This window comes from Pandoraea sp. PE-S2R-1 (assembly GCF_002179865.1).
GTDB lineage: Bacteria > Pseudomonadota > Gammaproteobacteria > Burkholderiales > Burkholderiaceae > Pandoraea.
In genome coordinates this window covers 230,711-250,336 of the sequence record NZ_NGUR01000007.1, presented here as the reverse complement: position 1 = coordinate 250,336, position 19,626 = coordinate 230,711, and the positions used below count along the sequence as shown (strand labels likewise).

Here is a 19,626-nt window from a genome sequence, read left to right as displayed (position 1 = left end):
TACAATGCGCGCGCCCCCGCTGCACACGGACGACGGCATAACAAAGTGAATAGGAGCGCACGTTGCTGACCAAATTCTTCAAACTCGAGGAGCATGGCTCCAATGTCAGGACAGAAATGGTGGCAGGTCTCACCACCTTCCTGACGATGTCTTACATCATCTTCGTCAACCCCAACATTCTCGGCACCACCGGCATGGACAAGAGTGCCGTGTTCGTGGCGACGTGTCTGGCGGCGGCGATTGGCTCGGTGATCATGGCCTTCGTGGCCAACTACCCGATCGGCATGGCGCCCGGTATGGGCCTGAACGCCTTCTTCGCGTTCACCGTGGTGGGGGCCATGGGCTACACCTGGCAACAAGCGCTGGGCGCAGTCTTCATCTCGGGGTGTATTTTCATCATCCTGACCGTGACTGGGGTGCGATCGTGGCTCATTGCCGGGGTACCCAAATCGCTACGCTGCGCCATCGCGGCCGGTATCGGTCTGTTCCTCGCGATCATCGCGCTGGGTAACGCCGGCATCGTCGTGGCCAACCCGGCCACCAAGATCGGCCTCGGCGATCTGCACTCGCCGCAAGCGCTGCTCGCGATCTTCGGCTTCTTCCTGATCGCCGTGCTCGACGCGCTGCGCATTCGGGGTGCCATCCTCATCGGCATTCTCGTCGTGACGGTGCTCTCGATGGTGCTCGGTCTGAACCAGTTTCAGGGCGTGTTCGCCATGCCGCCGAGCCTCGCGCCGACGTTCCTCCAGCTCGACATTCCCGGCGCATTGCACGCTGGCTTCGTGCACGTGATTCTGGCCTTCGTGCTGGTCGAAGTGTTCGACGCCACCGGCACGCTGATGGGTGTGGCCAAGCGCGCCGGTCTGCTCGAAGGCACCCAATACAAGGGGCTGGGACGCGCACTGTTCGCCGACTCGATCGCTATCTTCTTCGGCTCGCTGTTGGGCACGAGCAGCACCACCGCCTACGTGGAAAGCGCCTCGGGCGTGCAAGCCGGCGGTCGCACGGGCCTCACCGCCCTCACCATTGCCGGGCTGTTCATCCTGGCACTGTTCGTCGCGCCGCTGGCGGGTTCGGTCCCGGCCTACGCCGCGGCCCCGGCCCTGCTCTACGTGGCCGGCCTGATGCTGCGCGAACTGCTCGACGTGGAATGGGACGACATCACGGAAGCCACCCCGGCCGCCCTGACCGCCCTCGCCATGCCGTTCACGTACTCGATCGCGACGGGTCTGGCATTCGGCTTCATTTCCTACGCAGTGCTCAAGCTGTTCACGGGCCGTGCGAAGGACGTGCACCCGGCCGCATGGGTCATCGCCGTGCTGTTCGTGTTGAAGTACGCGTTCTTCCCGGGGTAATACCCCGCGAACCCGGCGAGACTGGCGGGCAATACCGCAACACGCAACGCCAGTCTCTGAACGACAAAACGCCCCGCTGGAAGCAATTCCAGCGGGGCGTTTTCTATCGGAAGGTCATCCCTTCGCGGCCGAAATCAGTTCGGCCAGACTCGCCCGATGCTGACCCTCGGCATCGAAGTTCTCCGGCGACAACCACTGCGCAAAACCGCGGCTGATGGCAGACCACTCACCGTCCGTGATCGAGAACCACGCCGTGTCGCGGCTGCGGCCTCGGTAGATGATCGCCTGACGGAAGATGCCCTCGAACGTGAAGCCGTAGCGCGTGGCCGCCCGGCGCGATGGCGCGTTCAACGCGTCGCACTTCCATTCGTAACGGCGATAACCCAACTCGTCGAAGGCCCGCTTGAGCAACAGATACTGGGCTTCCGTGCCCGCCCGGGTGCGCTTGAGCAGCGGCGAGTACGCCACGTGCCCCACTTCGATCACGCCATTGGCCGTGTCGATGCGCATGAGGGCAAGCGTGCCCACGGCCTTGCCCGTCTCCAGATCGATCACCGCATGGTGCATCGGGTCGGTGGACGCGGCCTGCTTGGTGGCATGCGTGTAATAACTATCGAAATCGGCGAACGGACCCACGCCAAGGTAAGTCCAGTCACGCCCGTCAGGGGCGCTTGCGTAGGCGTCGAACAAGTCCTTCGCGTGACGCTCCACGTCGAGCGGTTCGACACGGCAGTAGCGGCCAGTGATCGGCGTGCGGGGCGGCTGTGCGCGCGGCGTCCAATCCGGCATCGGCGGCCCGATAGGTTGGTCGTATTCGTTGAACAACGGTGCTTCGGTCATGAATGTCCTCTCCAGGAACGTGATGGACGCAAGTGTCACGACACCAAAGTAACGCATTGGTGGTACGATAAAAAGCACCACAATCATGCAATCTAATGGTGCCACGTCATGCCCGCATCCGCCAAGCACGCCAGTGAGATCCACAACGATCCCGGGCCCGAGAATGTCGCGGCGCTGTTCGACAGTCCGTTGAACACCGGCACGGGACGTGGCCTCTCGCTCCAGAAGCAATTGCTCGCCCGGCTCAAGCACGCGATTCTCGAAGGACGGCTGCCCGCCGGCGCACGCCTGCCGGCCTCGCGCACGCTCGCGGAAGATCTCGCCGTCTCGCGTAACACGGTGTCGATCGTCTACGACCAACTGGCCGCCGAAGGCTTCATCGTGCCGCACCGGCTTGGCACCCGTGTCGCCCAGCTCTCGCTCGACCCGCGTGTCGCCGAAGAAGCCGCCAGACAATCGGCCCGCCGCAGATCGGTTGAAGACGCGGTGGTCGCCAAAACTACGAGCGCCGACGTCGCGCACCAGACGCCCGAGCCCCACGTCGGCGACTCACCTGCTGCCGCGCCAAGCGCTTCACGCCGGGTGCAGCGCTTGCCCGCCACAAGCCACGCGGCACGGGCGAATGAATCGCCCCTGCCTTTCGTGCCCGGCGTGCCCTCCCTCACGCGCTTTCCGGCCAGTACGTGGCGCCGCACACTCGAGCGCGTGATGCGCGAAGCGCAACCGCGTCACTATCACTACGGCGATCCGCTGGGCGAACCCGCACTGCGCGAAGCCATCGCCGAGCACCTGCGTATCTCTCGCGGCGTGCGTTGCGACGCCTCACAAGTCGTCATCACGGAAGGTGCCCACGAGGCGCTAATTCTCTGCGTGCGCCTGCTCACCGACCCCGGCGACACGGTGTGGATGGAAGACCCGGGCTATCGCGGCGCAAAAGCCGCCTTTCACGCGAGCGACGTGCGCTTGCAGGCCATGCGCGTGGACGATGAAGGTATCGTGATTCCGCCGGGCGCATGGGCCGCGTCGACGCCCCGTCTGGTGTACGTCACGCCATCACACCAATATCCGCTGGGCAGTGTGCTGTCGGCGTCACGCCGGCTCGATCTCATTGCACAGGCACGCCACTACGGCACGTGGATTCTGGAAGACGATTACGACAGCGAGTTTCGCCATCAAGGTGAGCCGATCGCGGCCATGCAAGGCATGGTGCCCGATGCGCCAGTGGTCTATGTGGGCACGTTCAGCAAGACGATGTTTCCCGCGCTGCGGCTCGGCTTTCTGATCCTGCCGACGCAACTGGCCGCGCAAACGCGAGACGCCCTCGACGAACTGCTTCGCGGCGGGCATCGTTTCGAACAACTGGCATTGGCAGACTTCATCCGAAGCGGACAATTCGCGCGGCATCTGGGCCGCATGCGACGCCTGTATCGCGAGCGTCAGACGGCCCTGCGTGAAGCGCTTGCGGAACACTTCGACCCGGCATACGCGGTCATCGGCGAGCGTTGCGGCCTGCATCTCACGGTACGCCTCGATCCCGCGTTCCACGACAAGACGATCGTGGCAACCGCCTTGCGCGAAGGCATGGGGCCGCGTGCCCTGTCGAGCTTCGCGCTCGATCCGCAACCGGCCGACAACGGCCTTGTCATCGGCTACGGCGATACGGACGCCGCGCGGATTCCTTCACTCATCAAACGACTGGCCGCGATCGTGGCCACACAAGGGAAAGTGGGTCGGTGATACGTTGGGAATCAGTTGGGGGGATCGCTGCGTAATTACGCGGCCTGTGGCGTTTTTTTGGCGCTGTTGGCCGCCTTGCCCGCTTCGCTGGCTTCCTGCGCTTCACTGGCCGCACGCGCCCGCGCGGCGCGCGACATCCAGACCGTGAGCAGCACCGCAGCAACGGCGGCCACGGCAGCACACAGATATACCTCGGCATAACCATAGGCGCCGACGATCAGGCCGGCGACCGGCCCGGTCACGCCCAGCGCAACATCCAGAAATACCGAGTAGGCACCCAGCGCTGCGCCGCGATTCTGCGCCGGCACCAGATTCACTGCGGCCACGCCCAGCGACGGGAACACCAGCGAGAAGCCCGCGCCCGCCAGTGCCGCGCCCAACAACGCCGTAAAGCCGGTCGGGGCCACGCCGAGCACGATCAGGCCGAAGGCTTCCAGTGCGAACGACACCATCGCCACGCGATAACCGCCGAAGCGCGCGATGCTGCTGCCCAGCGCCAGCCGAACGCCCATGAAGCACACGCCGAACGCGGTCAGTGCGAGTGCTGCGTTGTCCCAATGATGGCTGGCGTAGTACAGCGTAATGAACGTGGAGATAGCCCCGAACCCGATCGAGCCCAACGCCAGCCCCATGCCGTACGGCATCACACGGCCCAGCACGGCACGAAACGCGAGACGCTCGCCATGTATCACCGGTGTCGCACGCTTGATGCGGGCCAGCAGCAAACCAACGACACCCGACAGCGCAATCGCGCCACCCAATGCCTCGATACCGTACGCGTTGTCGAGGGCCACACCGAGCGGCGCACCCAGCGCCAGCGCGCCATACGTTGCCACGCCGTTCCACGAGATCACCCGCGCCGTATTCGCCGGGCCCACTTGCCCGATGCCCCACATGATCGCGCCGGTCGACACCCAGCTTTCACCAAAGCCCAGCACCAGACGCCCGAGAATCAACGCGACCAGCGAGAGCCACGGCACGCCGGAGAATACGCCTCCGAGTGCCACAAGCAAGCCCGATGCGCCGCAGGCGACCAGACCGCATAGCACCGTGCGTTTCGGACCCCACGCGTCGGCCGTGCGACCGGCGTACGGGCGCGAAAGCAACGTCGCCAAGTACTGCACGCTGATCGCCAGACCGGCAATGACAGAGCTGTAAGCCAAGTCCACATGCACGAACGACGGCAGCACCGCGAGCGGCAAGCCAATCGTCAGATAGCAGAGGAACGTGAAGAACACGGTCGAGACGATTTGAAGCGTCGTCGCAAACTGCGTAGGGGTGCGGGCGTCGTTTGACATTGCGAAGGGAAAAGAGAATCGACGAAACCCCAGGACGTAACAACCCGCGCAATGGACAAGCATTCGCGCGGGCTAATTCAATCCTAGGGTTTTCCCGAATGATACGCCGTTTTGCGTCTTTTGTGTAAACGCTTAATAGTTGACGAAAATGATGAGGTGTGATGACTCAATCACACTTAATTTGGAAGGAGGCGTGTGCCGGGGCGGGAGAAACTCCCCGCCCCGTATGAAGCAAAACGACATCAGGCGAATACCACAGCAAAGTGGTACGACAACCTCATCGCCCGACTTCGGCGAGCGATTTCAGGCTGACCGAGAGCATCGCCAGATCTGCGTTGCCCGCCGCCACCTGATCGGCCAGCACACGGTGATAACGGGCCAGCGAGTCGGCATGCGCCTGCTGCCAGTCGGCCACCCGGGTGTCGGCCTGGGTGCTGGCCGGCGCCGTGGCGGGCTTGTTTGATGCCGCATCCGTTGTCTCGGTCGGTGCGCCGTCGAGCACGCTCGCTGTCAGACGCCGCCGCAAGATCGACAACTCCTCCAGCAAGGTGGCCCGCGCCAGACGCTGCCAATGCGACTGCACCGGCAGTCCGAGCACGCCCGCGTGCAGCCAGCCGTAGCCCAGTGGCTGATCGAGCGCGAAATACACCTGCGCCGCCAGCGCCGGTTCGCACCGGCTCGTGCTCGCCACTTCGGCAATATCGAGCAAGGCCACGCGCGCGCCGATACCCGCCGCCGTCTGCGCCAGTGCCGGCGGCACGCCCGCGTCGACAAAGGTCTGACGCTTCACCCGCGCTTCGTCAGCCGCCTCGCCGCTCACGAGCGAGTCCAGCGTCGGCAGCAACGGATCGAGCACGCCGCGCATGCGCTCCACCGTTTGCGGCACGTCCGTCAGACGACGACGCAGGAACCACAGCGTCGCCTGCTCGTGCCACTGCGCCAGCGCGGTGAACAGCGCCGCCTGCGTTTCGTGCGATACGCGGGCATCGAGCGCGTCAACCTCTTCCCACAAGGCGTCGAGCCCGTACACACCGCGCGCGGCAAGGCTCGCGCGCACGACATCCACCGGGTCGGCGCCCGTCTCCTCGCTCAAGTGGTGCACGAACGTCACGCCTGCCCGGTTGACGAGGGCGTTGGCGTGCATCGTCGCCAGAATTTCGCGCTTGAGCGGGTGCCGCGTCATGGCCGCACCGCATCGACTGGCCAAGGGCGTCGGAAAGTAGGTCGGCAATTCTTCCGCCACGAAGTCCGCATCGGGCAACGTGCTGGCGAGCAGCATGTCGTACAGCCACATCTTGCTGTACGCCATGAGCACGGCACGTTCCGGCGACGTGAGCCCCGTGCCCGCCGCGCGCCGTGCGTCGAGCGCCTCGTCGTCGGGCAGGAACTCGATCGCCCGCGCAAGCCGCTGGCCCCGCTCGAGATACCGCATGAACCGGGCGTCGCCGTCGAGCGCCGCTGCCGCACGCAAACGCCCGAGCGACAGCGCCTGCGTTTGCAGATAGTTGTCGCGCAGCACAAGCGTGCCGACTTCTTCCGTCATTTCGGCGAGCAACGTGTTGCGCTGCTTGAGTGTCATTTCGCCATCGGCAACGACAATACCCAGCAGAATCTTGATGTTCACCTCGTGATCGGAACAATCGACGCCCGCCGAGTTGTCGATCGCGTCGGTGTTGATCCGTCCGCCGTGCTGCGCGTATTCGATGCGGCCCAATTGCGTCAGACCGAGATTGCCGCCTTCCGCCACGACCTTGCATCGCAGGTCGAGCCCGTTCACGCGTAACCCGTCGTTCGCCCGGTCGCCCACTTGCGCATGCGATTCCGTGCTCGCCTTCACGTAGGTGCCGATCCCCCCGTTGTAGAGCAGGTCGACTGGCGCCTTGAGCAAGGCGCGCAACAGGTCGGTCGGGGCCATTTCGGTGGCGTCGGTCTCGATCAGCTCGCGCACCTCGGGCGAGAGCGCAATCGTCTTGGCACTGCGGGGAAAGATGCCGCCACCGGCGGAAATCAGTTTGACGTCGTAGTCGCCCCAACTGGAGCGCGGCAGCTGGAACAGCCGCTCGCGCTCGGCGAACGAGGCAGCCGCATCGGGCGCCGGATCGAGAAAGATATGCCGGTGATCGAACGCCGCCACCAGCCGGATGTGCTTCGAGAGCAGCATGCCGTTGCCGAACACGTCGCCTGACATATCGCCGATGCCGACCACGCTGAAGTCCTGCGTTTGCGTGTCGACGCCCATCTCGCTGAAGTGCCGCTTGACCGACTCCCACGCACCGCGCGCGGTGATCGCCATCTTCTTGTGGTCATAGCCGACCGAACCGCCCGACGCAAACGCATCGCCCAGCCAGAAGCCGTACTCCGCCGAAATGGCATTCGCATAGTCGGAGAACGTGGCCGTGCCCTTGTCGGCCGCCACCACGAGATACGGATCGTCCGCGTCGTATCGCACGGTGTCGGCCGGCGCCACGAGCTGGCCGTCGACATAGTTGTCGGTCAGATCGAGCAAGCCGCGCAGAAAGGTCTGATAGCACGCCACGCCTTCGGCGAGAAATGCGTCGCGATCGCCCGGCGCCGGCGGCTGCTTGACGACAAACCCGCCCTTCGAGCCCACCGGCACGATCACGGTGTTTTTCACCATCTGGGCTTTGACGAGGCCCAGCACTTCGGTGCGGAAGTCTTCCCGCCGGTCGGACCAGCGCAGACCGCCACGCGCGACACGCCCGCCGCGCAGGTGCACGCCTTCGACGCGTGGCGAATACACCCAGATCTCGAACATTGGCTTCGGCTCAGGCAGGCCCGGCACCTTCGACGGATCGAATTTGAACGACAGATAAGGCTTCTGCGTCGTGCCGTCCTTCCCGCGCTGGAAGTAATTGGTGCGCAGCGTCGCCTCCAGCACCCCGAGAAACTGGCGCAGGATGCGATCCTCGTCGAGATTGGGCACGTCTTCGAGCGCCGCGTGAATCTGTGCGCGCAATCGCTCCGACTGATGGGTGCGGGTCTCCGCCGGGAGTGCCGGGTCGAAGCGCGCAAGGAACAGCCGCACGAGCAGGCCTGCAATCGACGGATTACCCGTCAGTGCGCTCTCTATATAGGCATTACTGAACGTCGAACCGACTTGCCGGATGTACTTCGCGTACGCGCGCAGGATGCGCACTTCGCGCCAAGTGAGCCCGGCCTGCAAGACCAGCCGGTTCAGATCGTCGTTCTCGACGTCGCCCGCCCAGATACGCGCGAAGGCGTCTTCGAAACGCGCCCGCGCCTGTTCGAGGTCGACGTCGGCTCCGTCGAGGCTCGTCATGCCGAAGTCATGCATCCAGATCGCGCCCGAGTCGGCCGTCTCGATGCGATACGGCCGCTCGTCGTTTACGCGCACGCCCAGATGCTCAAGCATCGGCAGGCTGCGCGAGAGGGCGATGGGTTCGCCCGCCTGATAGATCTTGAAACGCAACGCGCCGGGCGAGGCTTCGAGCGGACGATAAAGCTGCATCGACAACTGCGAGCAACCGGTGGCCGACTGGCGCGCGCCCAGCAGCGGCTCGATCAACTCGACGTCGCGCACGGCCACGCGCGCGGCATAGTCTTCGCGATATCCGGCGGGGAACGCCTGCGCATAGCGACGCAGCGCCCGCATGCCCCGTTCTTCGCCCAACTGCTCGCGCAGGGCTTCCGACAGGTCGTCCTGCCAGCGGCGCGACGTCTCGACGATGCGCGCTTCGAGTTCGTTCACATCGACGTCGGGCACATGGCCGGGCTCGGTGCGCACGGTAATGTGAATGCGCGCGAGCATCGACTCGGAGAGTTGCGGCGTAAATTCCACGCCGGTGCCGTGATAGGCCGCCAGCAGCAGGTTCTGCACGCGCACGCGCAGGTCCGTATTGAATTTCTCGCGCGGCACGAACACCATGCACGACACGAAACGGTCGAAACGGTCGCGCCGCACAAAGAGCCGCGTACGCTGGCGCTCCTGCAAACGCAGAATGCCGAGCGCAATTTCGGCCAGCGCGTCGACATCGATCTGGAAGAGTTCGTCGCGCGGGTACTGTTCGAGAATGGTGACGAGCGTCTTGGCCAGATGGCCGTTGGGCAGGAAGCCCGTACGCCCGATCACCTCGGCGACTTTGCGGCGCACCAGCGGGATATCTTCCACCGGCACCATGTAGACGGTTGACGTGTACAAGCCCAGAAAGCGGCGCTCGCCGCAGACGCGGCCCTGCGCGTCGAAGCGCTTCACGCCCACATAGTCCAGATAGCCCGGCCGGTGCACGGTGGCGCGCGAGTTCGCCTTGGTGAGGAATATTGGCGTGCTGGCTTCCACGATGCCGATCGCACCCGGTGACAGACGGGTGACGTCGGGCGACGCGGCGTCGCGGCGCGATTCGCGCAACACGCCCAGTCCGGTCCCCGCCACACCTTGCAGATAGTGCGCGCCGTCGCGCTCCACGAGTTCGTAGTCGCGATAGCCCAGAAAGGTGAAGTGGCGTCCGAGCATCCAGTCGAGGAACGCCTGCGCCTCGTCCACTTCCGCCCGCTCTTGCTCGCTAACGCCCTTCTGCGCCGCGCGTTGCGTAAGCGCCTCGATGGCGGCGTGGGCCGCCGCCTGCATCGCCCGCCAGTCTTCTACCGCTGCGCGCACGTCGCCGAGCACGCGTTGCAGGCCGTCGGCAAGCGCCTGTATGCGCTCGGGCTCGGAGAAGCGGTCGACTTCGATGTGGATATACGATTCAAAGCGACCGCCGTCCTGACTGGCGCCGCCGCCATCGCCCGCGGACGTGGCCGCGCTGGTCGCAGCGGTGGCGCCGAGCAGCGCGCCGACCTGTGCCGCGCCCGCGGCACCGCCGTTACCTGTGCCGCCCCGCGCCGTCTTGCCGCCCGGACCGGCTGCGCTGGCACCGTCGCCGATGGCGGGCATGGTGCTGCGCCGGATACCGCCGCCGGGGGCGACGGCAACGCGTTTGCCGGTGTTATCGCGGGTGACGCGGTAGACGGGGTGGAACGCCGAATGGAGCGCCAGCCCCTGCCGGTTGATTTCCATCGTCACCGAATCGACGAGAAACGGCATGTCGTCGTTCACGATCTCGACCACCGTGTGGCTGCAATGCCAGCCGTGCTGGTCGAGCGTGGGATTGTAGATACGGATGCGCGGCTGGCCGGACACGAATTTCTGCCCCAGTTGCCAATGCGCCATCGCCGCGCCATAAAGATCGGCGACACTGCGCGAGACGACTTCCTCGGCATCGGCCAGACCGTAGTAATGCAATACGAACGGTTCAAACTGGGCAGCGACGTCGGGCGCGCGCTCGCGCGCCATGGTCACGACTTCCGCCATGTGCTGGCGGACCTTCTCTTCCGGATGCGCAGGCATGAAAAACCTCGGCAGGAATGGGACGAGTCATCGACAGGCAAGGCCATGCTACGCCGGGTGGCCCCGGGCAGCAATGGTGCATCGGGGGAGAGCGGCGACAGCCCGCGGCGGCGGCCCGCGGCGGCGGCACGACGCCCAGTATGGCGGCGCCGGCACCCCGCCGGTTTGACGGAGATAAGCCGGTATAATTGCGCATGACTTCAAAAGCCCCCGATTCACGCGCCGACGGCGCCCCCTTCTCGAGCCTGCCGCTCTCGCCTGCCATGCAGGAGAACCTCGCACGGCTCGGTTACGTCTCGATGACGCCCATTCAGGGCGCCGCCCTGCCCGACATGCTCGCCGGGCACGATCTCATTGCACAAGCCAAGACCGGCAGCGGCAAGACCGCCGCCTTCGCGCTCGGACTGCTCCAGCGCGTGGATGTGCGCGACTTCAACGTGCAGGCCGCCGTGCTGTGCCCGACGCGCGAGCTCGCCGAGCAGGTGGCGCAGGAAGTGCGCCGCATCGCCCGCGCCGAAGACAACGTCAAGGTGCTTACGCTATGCGGGGGCGCCCCGCTGCGCCCGCAGGCCGAGAGTCTCGCGCACGGCGCCCACATCGTGGTGGGCACGCCGGGCCGCATCATGGATCACCTTGAGCGCGAAACGCTCTCGCTTGCCAACGTGAAGACGCTGGTGCTCGACGAAGCCGACCGCATGCTCGACATGGGGTTCTTCGACGACATCGCCACCGTCGCCCGCCAGACACCGGCCTCGCGCCAGACGCTGCTCTTCTCGGCGACCTATCCGGAAGGCATCGGCAAGCTTGCCCAGCGTCTGCTGCGCTCGCCGCGCGAGATTCGTCTTGAAGAAAAGCACGACGCCAGCAAGATTCGCCAGCGCTTTTACGAAGTGCGCGAAGAAGAGCGTCTTCACGCTGTGGGGTTGTTGCTTGATCACTTCCGTCCGGTCAGCACGATTGCGTTCTGCAACACGCGCGCCCAGTGCCGCGACCTGACCGACGTGCTGCTTGCCGAAGGCTTCCACGCACTGACGCTGCATGGCGATCTGGAACAACGCGAGCGCGATCAGGTACTGATTCAGTTTGCGAACCGCAGCTGCTCGGTGCTTGTCGCGACCGACGTGGCCGCACGCGGGCTCGACATCACCCAGCTCGAAGCCGTGATCAACGTGGACGTGACGCCCGACCCCGAGGTGTACGTGCACCGTGTTGGCCGTACCGGCCGCGCGGACGAAGACGGCTGGGCGTTCAGCCTGGTGAGCATGAACGAGATGGGCCGGGTGGGTGCGATCGAAGCGTCGCAAGGCCGCGAAGTGCCGTGGCACAAGCTCGACGAGCTGACACCGTCGGGCGCCGGGCATTTGCTGCCGCCGATGGTCACCCTTCAGATGTATGGCGGCAAGAAAGACAAGATCCGTCCGGGCGACGTGCTCGGCGCGCTGACCGGCGAGGCTGGTTTTGCGGCCAGCCAGATCGGCAAGATCAACGTGCTTGAGAACTTCACGTATATTGCTGTGGAGCGCGATATCGCCCCCGTGGCGCTGCGCAAGCTCAACGACGGTCGCGTCAAGAACCGTAAGGTCAAAGTGCGGTACATGCAGCAGGACTAAGCTACCTACCCACGCCGCGCGCGGCAAGGAGGCTGCAATGAGGTCGTCGCAAACGTTACGCGCCCTGTTGTCCCCCTTTGCTGCGCAGTGCGCGGCGCTTGTCACTGCGGTGCTGCTCGCCGCGTGCAGTTCCAAGGGCGTCCCGCCCAATCCCCAACTGACCGAAGACACCCTCGACGAATACGCCATCGTGATCGTCGGGCTCGACACGCCGTTGCAAAGCACCTGGGGGCCGTGGAACTACTCGGACTTCTCGCAGACCGTCAATGGCATCGTCGGCGGCAAAGTCACGCGCACCCTCAACACCAACCCGCCGACGCGCGGGTTTGTCGCCATGCGGGTCTCGCCGCTCATGCGCAACGAGCGCTTCGGTCCGATGGAATTCGTCCCCGCCGACAACAGCTACCGCTTCCGCTATTGCAAGGGCCGCAAGGTGCCGACGGTACAAGTGCGCCGGGGCGATGTCATTTACGCAGGCACCCTCGTGCTCGACAGCCATGATGGGCAGATATGGTTACGCACCGAGTTCGATATGGCCGGTGCACGCCGCTTTGTCGCAGCGAACTATCCGTCGCTGGCAGGCAAGCTGCAAGGGCAGCCGTTCTCTTATTTCGAAGTGAAGAGCGAACCGGGGTGCCGGTGACGCTGCGCTAACGCCGCAGTGACGCCGTGGTGACGCCGTGGTGATTCGGCGGGGCTGCCTCAGCCCTCGTCCGCTTCCTCACCGGGCGCGAGGACGATTTCGCGCCCCTCACACAGCGCTTCGGCGCGCGCACTGAGCTCTTCCGCGACATCCGCCAGATGACGGCGCAACGTATCGGCAAGCACCGATTCCGGCTCGTGCGCCGGGCGCAGCATTTCCACGGGAAATTCGATGGCCGGTGCCACGCGGTACAGGCATTGCGTCTGCACATGCGCACTCGCCGCCGTGAACTGGTCGAGCAACGCATAGCCCAGCCCGTGCTCCACCAGCGCCGCCGCGAGCGAGTATGTCTGGACCATCACTTCGGCATCCTGCAAAAGCGCCGTCTGTTCCAGACGCTCGTTGATCAGTGCGCCCAGCGGCGTGTCATCGTGCAGCTTGATCAGATCGCGGCCGATCAGCGCTTCGGCACTGGCTTGCCCGCGACGGGCCAGCTTCGGCCACGCGGCCGGCACGGCCAGCACGATGTGTCCCTGCGCAATCGGACGGCTCACGATACCAGCGGCCATCGGCGGTGCCGAGACGATACCCACGTCGACCGACGACGTCAGGATCGCCGTGATCATCTCCGTCGTGTGGTGCGTGATGAGTTCGAAGACAACGTCGGGATGCGCCCGCCGCATGCGCTCGATGGCAGCGGGCAGAAGACTTTGCGCGAGGCTGGGGGTGGCGGCGATGCGCAGATGTCCGACGCCGTGCTGGCGCAGGTTGCGCGAGGTGGTGCGCAAGCGCTCCAGATCGCTGAAGATGCGCTCCACGTCGGGGTAGAGCCTGCGCGCTTCGGCCGTGGGCACGAGGCGGCCCTTCACGCGATCGAACAACTTGAAGCCGAGTTGTTGTTCGGCGTGTTGCAGCACGCGTGAGACCACTGGCTGCGAGACGTTGAGGAGTTGCGCCGCGCCGCTGGCCGAGCCTGTCAGAACCACTGCGCGAAACGTCTCGATATGCCGCAATTTCATGCCTGCTGCCGCCTCTGTGGTGAGCCGCGCGTCGCGCCGACCCTATAGCTAAAAGACATATGCTGCCTCAAAACCGCATAGGTTGGCGATTTTTATCGTTCTACACTGCGTAACAAAGGCCGTGGAGAAAGCGCCTGCGGCGGGGTCCCCGTCCTGCTGCCGCGAATATTTTCCGCCTTGCAATTCACTGTGTTTTTAGTTGTTATTCATCGTCATGCATATTGGAGTCATCGGGGCGGGCATCGTCGGCCTCGCCAGCGCGTATCAGTTGCTGCGCGCCGGCCACGAGGTCACGGTCATCGACAGCGGGCGCGGTCCGGGTCTGGGCACGAGCTTCGCCAACGGCGGCCAGTTGAGCTACGGCTACGTGTCGCCGCTGGCGGCACCGGGTGTGCTCTCGCAACTGCCGTCGCTGCTGTTCTCGCGCACCGGGCCGTTGCGAATCAAACCTTCGTTCGATCCGGACTTCTGGCGCTGGTCGCTCGAGTTCGTCAAGCATTGCAACACGCAGGCCAATGCCAGTTCGACGTTGCGTCTGCTCTCACTCGGGCTGCATAGCCGCGAAGTGATGCTGGAATTTCTCGCACAGGAATCGGTGTCGTTCGACTATCGGCTGAGCGGCAAACTCGTGGTGTACCGCGACGCCGCCAAGCTCGCCGCCGCGGAGCGTTCACTCGAACTGGCGAACGGCCTCGGTTACGCACAACGCCGCGTCGACGCCGCCACCTGCGCCATGCTGGAACCCGCCTTGGGCAAGATTGCCGGCGAACTGGCCGGCGGGATTCACACCCCCGGCGAAGGCACCGGCGATTGTCAGTTGCTGTGCAAGGAACTGGCGCGACTCATCGGCGCCCATGCACGCGGCACGTTGCGCTTCGAGCATGACGTCACCGGCTTTGACGTGCGGGGCGACACCGTGCGCGCCGTGCGCACCCGCTCGCGAGACATCGCCGTCGACGCCGTGGTGGTCGCCAACGGTCTGGCCGCCATGCCGCTGTTGCGCACCGTAGGCGAATCGGTTTCGCTGTATCCGCTCAAGGGGTACAGCCTGACGTATCGCGACGCCCCCGTCGATGCACGCCCGCAGGTGTCGGTGACGGATGCTGACAACAAGGTCGTGTATGCGAGTCTGGGCGAGCATCTGCGCGTGGCGGGCATCGCCGATCTGGTCGGTTACGACTTTCGGATTGCCGAACATCGCATCGACGCCTTGCGCTCGCTGTCGGGCGACTTGTTCCCGGCATTGCGCGGTGCACATGCGCCGCTGGCGTGGACGGGGATGCGTCCGGCCACGCCGCATGGGCGGCCGATTCTGGGGCGTGCGGGGCGGCTGGGAAATCTGTGGCTGAACGTGGGCCACGGCGGTTTGGGTTTCACGTTGTCGATGGGCGCGGCGCGCGTCATCGCCAATGCGATCGATGGCGAGCGTCCGGCCGTCGATCTGGCAGGGTTTGCCCGTCTGGCCGCGTAATGCGCGGTGCCGGAACATGACAGGCCTGCCAGGCCGATCGTATGCCGGCAAGCATTTGTTCACTCCCACGGGGACCGTTGGGAAGGCGTGTCTGGTTGTATCAGTAATTTTGGTTTGATATTCCAACGGTGCGGACCACCGCACCATTTGTTCCTATAGGACTGAGACCATGAAGAAGCTGTTTGCCCCTCTGCTGCTCGTCAGCGCTGCCGCCAGCCTGTTCGCGCACACTGCCAGCGCGCAGGAAGTGACCGGAACGCTCAAGAAGATCAAGGACACCGGCGTGATCGCACTCGGGGTGCGCGAATCGTCGATTCCGTTCTCGTACACGGACAACGCGGGCAAGACGATCGGTTACTCGCAGGAAATCGCGTTGAAGATTGTCGACGCGGTCAAGAAAGACCTGAACCTGCCGAACATCAAGATCACCGAAACGCCGATCACCTCGCAGAACCGTATCGCGCTGATGCAAAACGGCACGATCGATCTGGAGTGCGGCTCGACCACGCACACGTTCGAGCGTGCGAAGCAAGTCGGCTTCTCGCACAACATCTTCTTGTACTCGATCAAGATGATCGCGAAGACGGGCTCGGGCATCACCGACCTGAACAGCCTGAAGGGCAAGACGATTTCGACGACGGCCGGCACCACGGCTGACCGCATTCTGTCGGGCAAGAAGGGCGAAATCGGTTTCAACCTGATCCAGACCAAGGAGCACTCGGACGGCTTCCTGACGGTCAAGCAAGGCCGCGCTGTGGCCTTCGTGATGGACGAGCCGCTGCTGTACGGTCAGCGCGCCGCCCTGCCGGCGGACGAAGCCAAGGGTTACGAGATCGTCGGCCCGAACCTCCAGTTCGAAAACTATGCGTGCATGCTGCGCAAGGACGATCCGGCCTTCACCAAGGTAGTGAACACGGTCATCGCCGACATGGAAAAGTCGGGCGAAATGGAGAAGCTGTACAACAAGTGGTTCACGCAGCCGGTGCCGCCGAAGAACCAGAACATGAACTACCCGATGACGGTAGAAATGCGCGCCATGTTCAAGGATCCGGTCACGAAGGCGTACGACTGATCGGTTGAAGCAGTAGTCAAGCCCGTAGTCAAGCCATAACGCAGTCAGTCGGCAGTCCGGGGGAGGGAGAAAGCAGCCGCCTCCGGACAGTCGAAGCATCATTTTCATCAGTCAGTTGAATTGCCACCATCATGAACACGCACGCTACGCTTGGCATTCTGGGCGGCATGGGGCCAGCCGCGGGAATCGACTTGTGCCGCAAGATCGTCGATCAGCACCCGGCGGACCGGGATCAGGATCACATCCCGTTCATTCTGTATTCCGTGCCCCAGATTCCGGACCGTACCGAGGCGTTGTTGCGCGATGGCGCGTCGCCGCTGGATGGCATGCTCGATGGGGTTCACGCGCTGGAACAATCGGGCGCGGGCTGCATCGCCATTGCCTGCAACACCGCGCATGCGTGGCTGGAGGCGTTGCGCACCCGGACCCATCTGCCGGTGCTGGACGTAGTGGATGCCGTGGCAGGCGAACTGTCGCGTTGCGTCGCCCCGGGGTCCCCCATCGCATTGATGGCGACCGAGGGGACGCACCATGCCAACGTCTATCGTCCGCGGCTTGAAGCGCTGGGTTACCACTTTGTCTCGGCGGCCGAACCGCTTGCCCAGCAGGCGCTGGTCAACGAGGGGATCCGGCTGACCAAGGCGGGCGATATCCGCCGAGGCGGCGAGGCGCTGGCGATGGCGATGGAGCCCTTGCTGGCGGCCGGCGCACAGCGCGTCATTCTGGGGTGCACGGAGATTCCGGTCGCGTTGGCCATGTGCGAAACCCCGCTGGCGCGTTTCGGTCTCGATGCCTCTGCCGCGCTGGCACGCGCCTGCATCGCGTGGTCGCTGGCCCATGAGGGTCACGACAGCCACGCAAGTCCGACGCATCAATAATCTCTCAGGACTTCGGCCGCGCTGCCGCCGGAGTCCCGCTTCATCCCCCCTCCCCCTTCTCGCCTCACCTGCCTCCATTCCCACGTTGTGAGTAGGCCCATAGGCATTCATGAGAATGGATGCGCACCGATGGGTATTCCTACGAATTGATTCCTACCTATTCGATTTGCGATGTTGCATCGCAATGACAAAAATCCATCATTCGAATCCACGCAAACGCCTCGCGCTTGGGTAGACTGGCGCTCGCACGATAACGCTTGGCAGTCCCGCCCGGCGTCGTGGAAAGACGCCGTTCGCGAGGCAGTTATGGGCCAGACGGCAGGTGTGGCGCAGGAAAAATATCCCGTCCTCTTGTCAGAAAAAAACCCACAAGGGAAAACCTGTGGAAAGCGGCATGAAACGGGGGTTGCAGCCACCAAAATCGCTGGCGTCTTTGGCTATAATGGCCCACAATCCATCGGACACCTGCCGGACCCAGTCCGGCCATGAGCGCGTTTGCCTGAACGGGGAAGCAGATGAGCGGCGTCGCGCTCGACGTGAAGCATGCACAGACAACAACAATGAGTTCAGATCGACTCCCAGCCGGTGTGCCCTTGGTCGAACCGTCGACCCTGGCACCGGCACTCGCCGAGGTTAGCGCCCCGGCACCGGCCCCGGCGTTATCCCGGGCGCTGGTCGAGCTGACCGGCGGACTCTCGGCACATGTCGCGGCCGACGGCCGCTTCCTTTTCATTGCCGATGCCTCCCTTCGCCTGCTCGAGTACTCGCGTGAGTACATCGACCACGCGACGCTCATGGAGCTGACCGGCATCGAAGATGTCCCGTTGTTGCAGGATGCCTTTTCCGCCGCCCAGACCCTCGGTCCCCAGCAGTGCACCGTACGACTGCTGCGCGGTCTGACCGATCGCATCTGGATGCGGCTTCGCATCGCTCAGTACACCCCTCGTATCGCCGGCGCGCCTGCCACCTTCCTGATTCAAGGGGAAGACGTCACCGCGTTCAAGGAAAACGAAGCGCGCCTGTCCGATCTGGCCGTGCGCGATGCGGTGACCGGGCTCGGCAATCGCCAATATATTCAGCAGTGCATCACCGAGGCAATTCAGCATGCCCGTGAAGGCGGCCCGAACTTTGCCGTCGCCCTGCTCGATCTCGACGGTTTCAAGAAGGTCAACGATTCGCTCGGCCACGACGTGGGCGACCAATTGTTGCGCGACGCCGGCCAACGCCTGATCGCCCAGATTCGCGAAACCGACATGGCCGCGCGCATGGGCGGCGACGAGTTCGTACTCGTGCTGCCCGGTTGCGACAACGAACAAGCGCTGGGCGGCATCATGAAGCGCCTGCTCTCCGCGGTTCAGCAACCGTTTCAGGTCGGCGATCAACTGCTGCACCTGACCACGAGCATCGGCGTCTCGTTCTTCCCGCAACACGGCGATTCCGCCGGCCTGCTGATCAAGCACGCCGACGCCGCCATGTATTGCGCCAAAGATCGCGGCCGCAACGGTCTGTTCGTCTATACGGACGATCTTGGCGACCTGCACCGTAAGGCTTTCTCGTTGGAATCGGCCATGTTCGAGGCCATTCACAACGGCGAATTCAGTTTGCACTATCAGCCGATCTGCGACCCGATCACGCTCAACGTGAAGGGTGTGGAAGCGCTGATGCGCTGGCATCCGGCGCTCGGTCCGGTCTCGCCCGCAGAGTTCATTCCGCTGGCCGAAGCCAACGGTCTGATCAACCTGCTCGGCGGCTGGGCACTGCGCGCCGCCTGCATGCAGCTCGCTCGCTGGGGCAGCACCCGGCTCGACGGGCTGTACATGTCGGTCAACGTCTCGGCGCAGCAGTTCCACCATCCGTCGTTCCCGAGTCTGGTCTGGCAAGCGATTGCCGATTCAGGCGTGGAAGGTCATCGGCTGGTACTCGAAATTACCGAAAGCGTGCTGATGCGCGACCCGGAGCAGGCCAACCTCGTCTTGCGCGAATTGCAGACGCTGGGCGTGCGCTTCGCCGTGGACGACTTTGGCGCCGGCTATTCGAGCCTCGGCTATCTGAAGCGATTCCCGCTCTCGGCGCTCAAGATCGACCGCAGCTTCGTGAAAGACATGCCGACGTCACCGAACGACCGTACGATTGTGACGGCCGTTCTGGGGCTGGCACGCGAATTGGGTCTGTCGGCGGTCGCCGAAGGGGTGGAGACCGAAGAACAACGGCAGATGCTGATCGATCGCGGCTGCCATTCCATCCAGGGCTGGCTGGTGTCGAAAGCCCTGCCTGCGGGAGAACTCGAGGTGGCCTTCGCGAGCGGACGCCTCAACGTGGATGCCGGATACTGACCGGA

12 protein-coding genes are annotated in these 19,626 nt (G+C 64.4%); 8 read left to right on the top strand and 4 right to left on the bottom strand.

What is annotated here, in order from left to right; genetic code table 11:
- Nucleotides 1-62: 62 nt before the first annotated feature.
- Entirely contained in the window at nucleotides 63-1,355 is a 1,293-nt protein-coding gene (locus CDV44_RS03745) for an NCS2 family permease (protein WP_058377862.1), read from the top strand.
- Between the two features lie 114 nt (nucleotides 1,356-1,469).
- Here CDV44_RS03745 and CDV44_RS03740 read toward each other — a convergent pair whose 3' ends face one another.
- Nucleotides 1,470-2,195, bottom strand: a complete 726-nt coding sequence (locus CDV44_RS03740; RefSeq protein ID WP_087686717.1) for a GNAT family N-acetyltransferase — start codon at nucleotides 2,193-2,195, stop codon at nucleotides 1,470-1,472.
- 108 nt (nucleotides 2,196-2,303) lie between these two features.
- On the opposite strand from CDV44_RS03740, the gene CDV44_RS03735 reads away from it, so the two are divergent.
- Nucleotides 2,304-3,932 (top strand): PLP-dependent aminotransferase family protein, encoded by a 1,629-nt coding sequence (locus CDV44_RS03735; RefSeq protein WP_087686716.1) that lies wholly within the window; start codon nucleotides 2,304-2,306, stop codon nucleotides 3,930-3,932.
- Nucleotides 3,933-3,967: 35 nt separating this feature from the next.
- Here CDV44_RS03735 and CDV44_RS03730 read toward each other — a convergent pair whose 3' ends face one another.
- On the bottom strand, nucleotides 3,968-5,230 hold the full coding sequence (locus CDV44_RS03730) for an MFS transporter (RefSeq protein WP_249277395.1): 1,263 nt from the start codon (nucleotides 5,228-5,230) through the stop codon (nucleotides 3,968-3,970).
- Nucleotides 5,231-5,507: 277 nt separating this feature from the next.
- A complete protein-coding gene (locus tag CDV44_RS03725) occupies nucleotides 5,508-10,595 on the bottom strand; it encodes an NAD-glutamate dehydrogenase (RefSeq protein ID WP_249277394.1) in 5,088 nt (1,695 codons plus the stop codon).
- 194 nt (nucleotides 10,596-10,789) lie between these two features.
- On the opposite strand from CDV44_RS03725, the gene dbpA reads away from it, so the two are divergent.
- Nucleotides 10,790-12,205: an ATP-dependent RNA helicase DbpA gene (gene dbpA / locus CDV44_RS03720; RefSeq protein ID WP_058377856.1), complete on the top strand. Its 1,416-nt coding sequence runs from the start codon at nucleotides 10,790-10,792 to the stop codon at nucleotides 12,203-12,205.
- Nucleotides 12,206-12,242: 37 nt separating this feature from the next.
- Nucleotides 12,243-12,848 carry a hypothetical protein gene (locus CDV44_RS03715; protein WP_087686715.1) on the top strand — a complete coding sequence of 202 codons (606 nt, stop codon included), beginning with the start codon at nucleotides 12,243-12,245 and terminating at the stop codon, nucleotides 12,846-12,848.
- A 59-nt stretch (nucleotides 12,849-12,907) separates the two neighbouring features.
- On the opposite strand, the gene CDV44_RS03710 is transcribed toward CDV44_RS03715, so the two are convergent.
- Nucleotides 12,908-13,867 (bottom strand): LysR family transcriptional regulator, encoded by a 960-nt coding sequence (locus CDV44_RS03710; RefSeq protein ID WP_087686714.1) that lies wholly within the window; start codon nucleotides 13,865-13,867, stop codon nucleotides 12,908-12,910.
- 214 nt (nucleotides 13,868-14,081) lie between these two features.
- Here CDV44_RS03710 and CDV44_RS03705 point away from each other — a divergent pair, with 214 nt between their 5' ends.
- From CDV44_RS03705 to CDV44_RS03690, 4 genes are all read left to right on the top strand, one after another.
- Nucleotides 14,082-15,338 (top strand): D-amino acid dehydrogenase, encoded by a 1,257-nt coding sequence (locus tag CDV44_RS03705; RefSeq protein WP_087686713.1) that lies wholly within the window; start codon nucleotides 14,082-14,084, stop codon nucleotides 15,336-15,338.
- 169 nt (nucleotides 15,339-15,507) lie between these two features.
- Complete coding sequence (locus CDV44_RS03700) at nucleotides 15,508-16,410, top strand: transporter substrate-binding domain-containing protein (RefSeq protein WP_058377852.1); 903 nt, start codon at nucleotides 15,508-15,510, stop codon at nucleotides 16,408-16,410.
- Nucleotides 16,411-16,541: 131 nt separating this feature from the next.
- Complete coding sequence (locus tag CDV44_RS03695; RefSeq protein WP_087686712.1) at nucleotides 16,542-17,288, top strand: aspartate/glutamate racemase family protein; 747 nt, start codon at nucleotides 16,542-16,544, stop codon at nucleotides 17,286-17,288.
- A gap of 560 nt (nucleotides 17,289-17,848) precedes the next feature.
- Complete coding sequence (locus tag CDV44_RS03690; protein ID WP_170935842.1) at nucleotides 17,849-19,621, top strand: bifunctional diguanylate cyclase/phosphodiesterase; 1,773 nt, start codon at nucleotides 17,849-17,851, stop codon at nucleotides 19,619-19,621.
- Nucleotides 19,622-19,626: the final 5 nt, after the last annotated feature.

Excerpts from the sequence above, each read along its gene's own strand:
- CDV44_RS03730 (WP_249277395.1), bottom strand. The coding sequence starts at position 5,230 with ATGTCAAACGACGCCCGCACCCCTACGCAGTTTGCGACGACGCTTCAA.
- CDV44_RS03705 (WP_087686713.1), top strand. The coding sequence starts at position 14,082 with ATGCATATTGGAGTCATCGGGGCGGGCATCGTCGGCCTCGCCAGCGCG.
- CDV44_RS03690 (WP_170935842.1), top strand. The coding sequence starts at position 17,849 with ATGAGTTCAGATCGACTCCCAGCCGGTGTGCCCTTGGTCGAACCGTCG.
- CDV44_RS03715 (WP_087686715.1), top strand. The coding sequence starts at position 12,243 with ATGAGGTCGTCGCAAACGTTACGCGCCCTGTTGTCCCCCTTTGCTGCG.
- CDV44_RS03700 (WP_058377852.1), top strand. The coding sequence starts at position 15,508 with ATGAAGAAGCTGTTTGCCCCTCTGCTGCTCGTCAGCGCTGCCGCCAGC.
- CDV44_RS03725 (WP_249277394.1), bottom strand. The coding sequence starts at position 10,595 with ATGCCTGCGCATCCGGAAGAGAAGGTCCGCCAGCACATGGCGGAAGTC.
- CDV44_RS03735 (WP_087686716.1), top strand. The coding sequence starts at position 2,304 with ATGCCCGCATCCGCCAAGCACGCCAGTGAGATCCACAACGATCCCGGG.
- CDV44_RS03740 (WP_087686717.1), bottom strand. The coding sequence starts at position 2,195 with ATGACCGAAGCACCGTTGTTCAACGAATACGACCAACCTATCGGGCCG.
- CDV44_RS03710 (WP_087686714.1), bottom strand. The coding sequence starts at position 13,867 with ATGAAATTGCGGCATATCGAGACGTTTCGCGCAGTGGTTCTGACAGGC.
- dbpA (WP_058377856.1), top strand. The coding sequence starts at position 10,790 with ATGACTTCAAAAGCCCCCGATTCACGCGCCGACGGCGCCCCCTTCTCG.
- CDV44_RS03695 (WP_087686712.1), top strand. The coding sequence starts at position 16,542 with ATGAACACGCACGCTACGCTTGGCATTCTGGGCGGCATGGGGCCAGCC.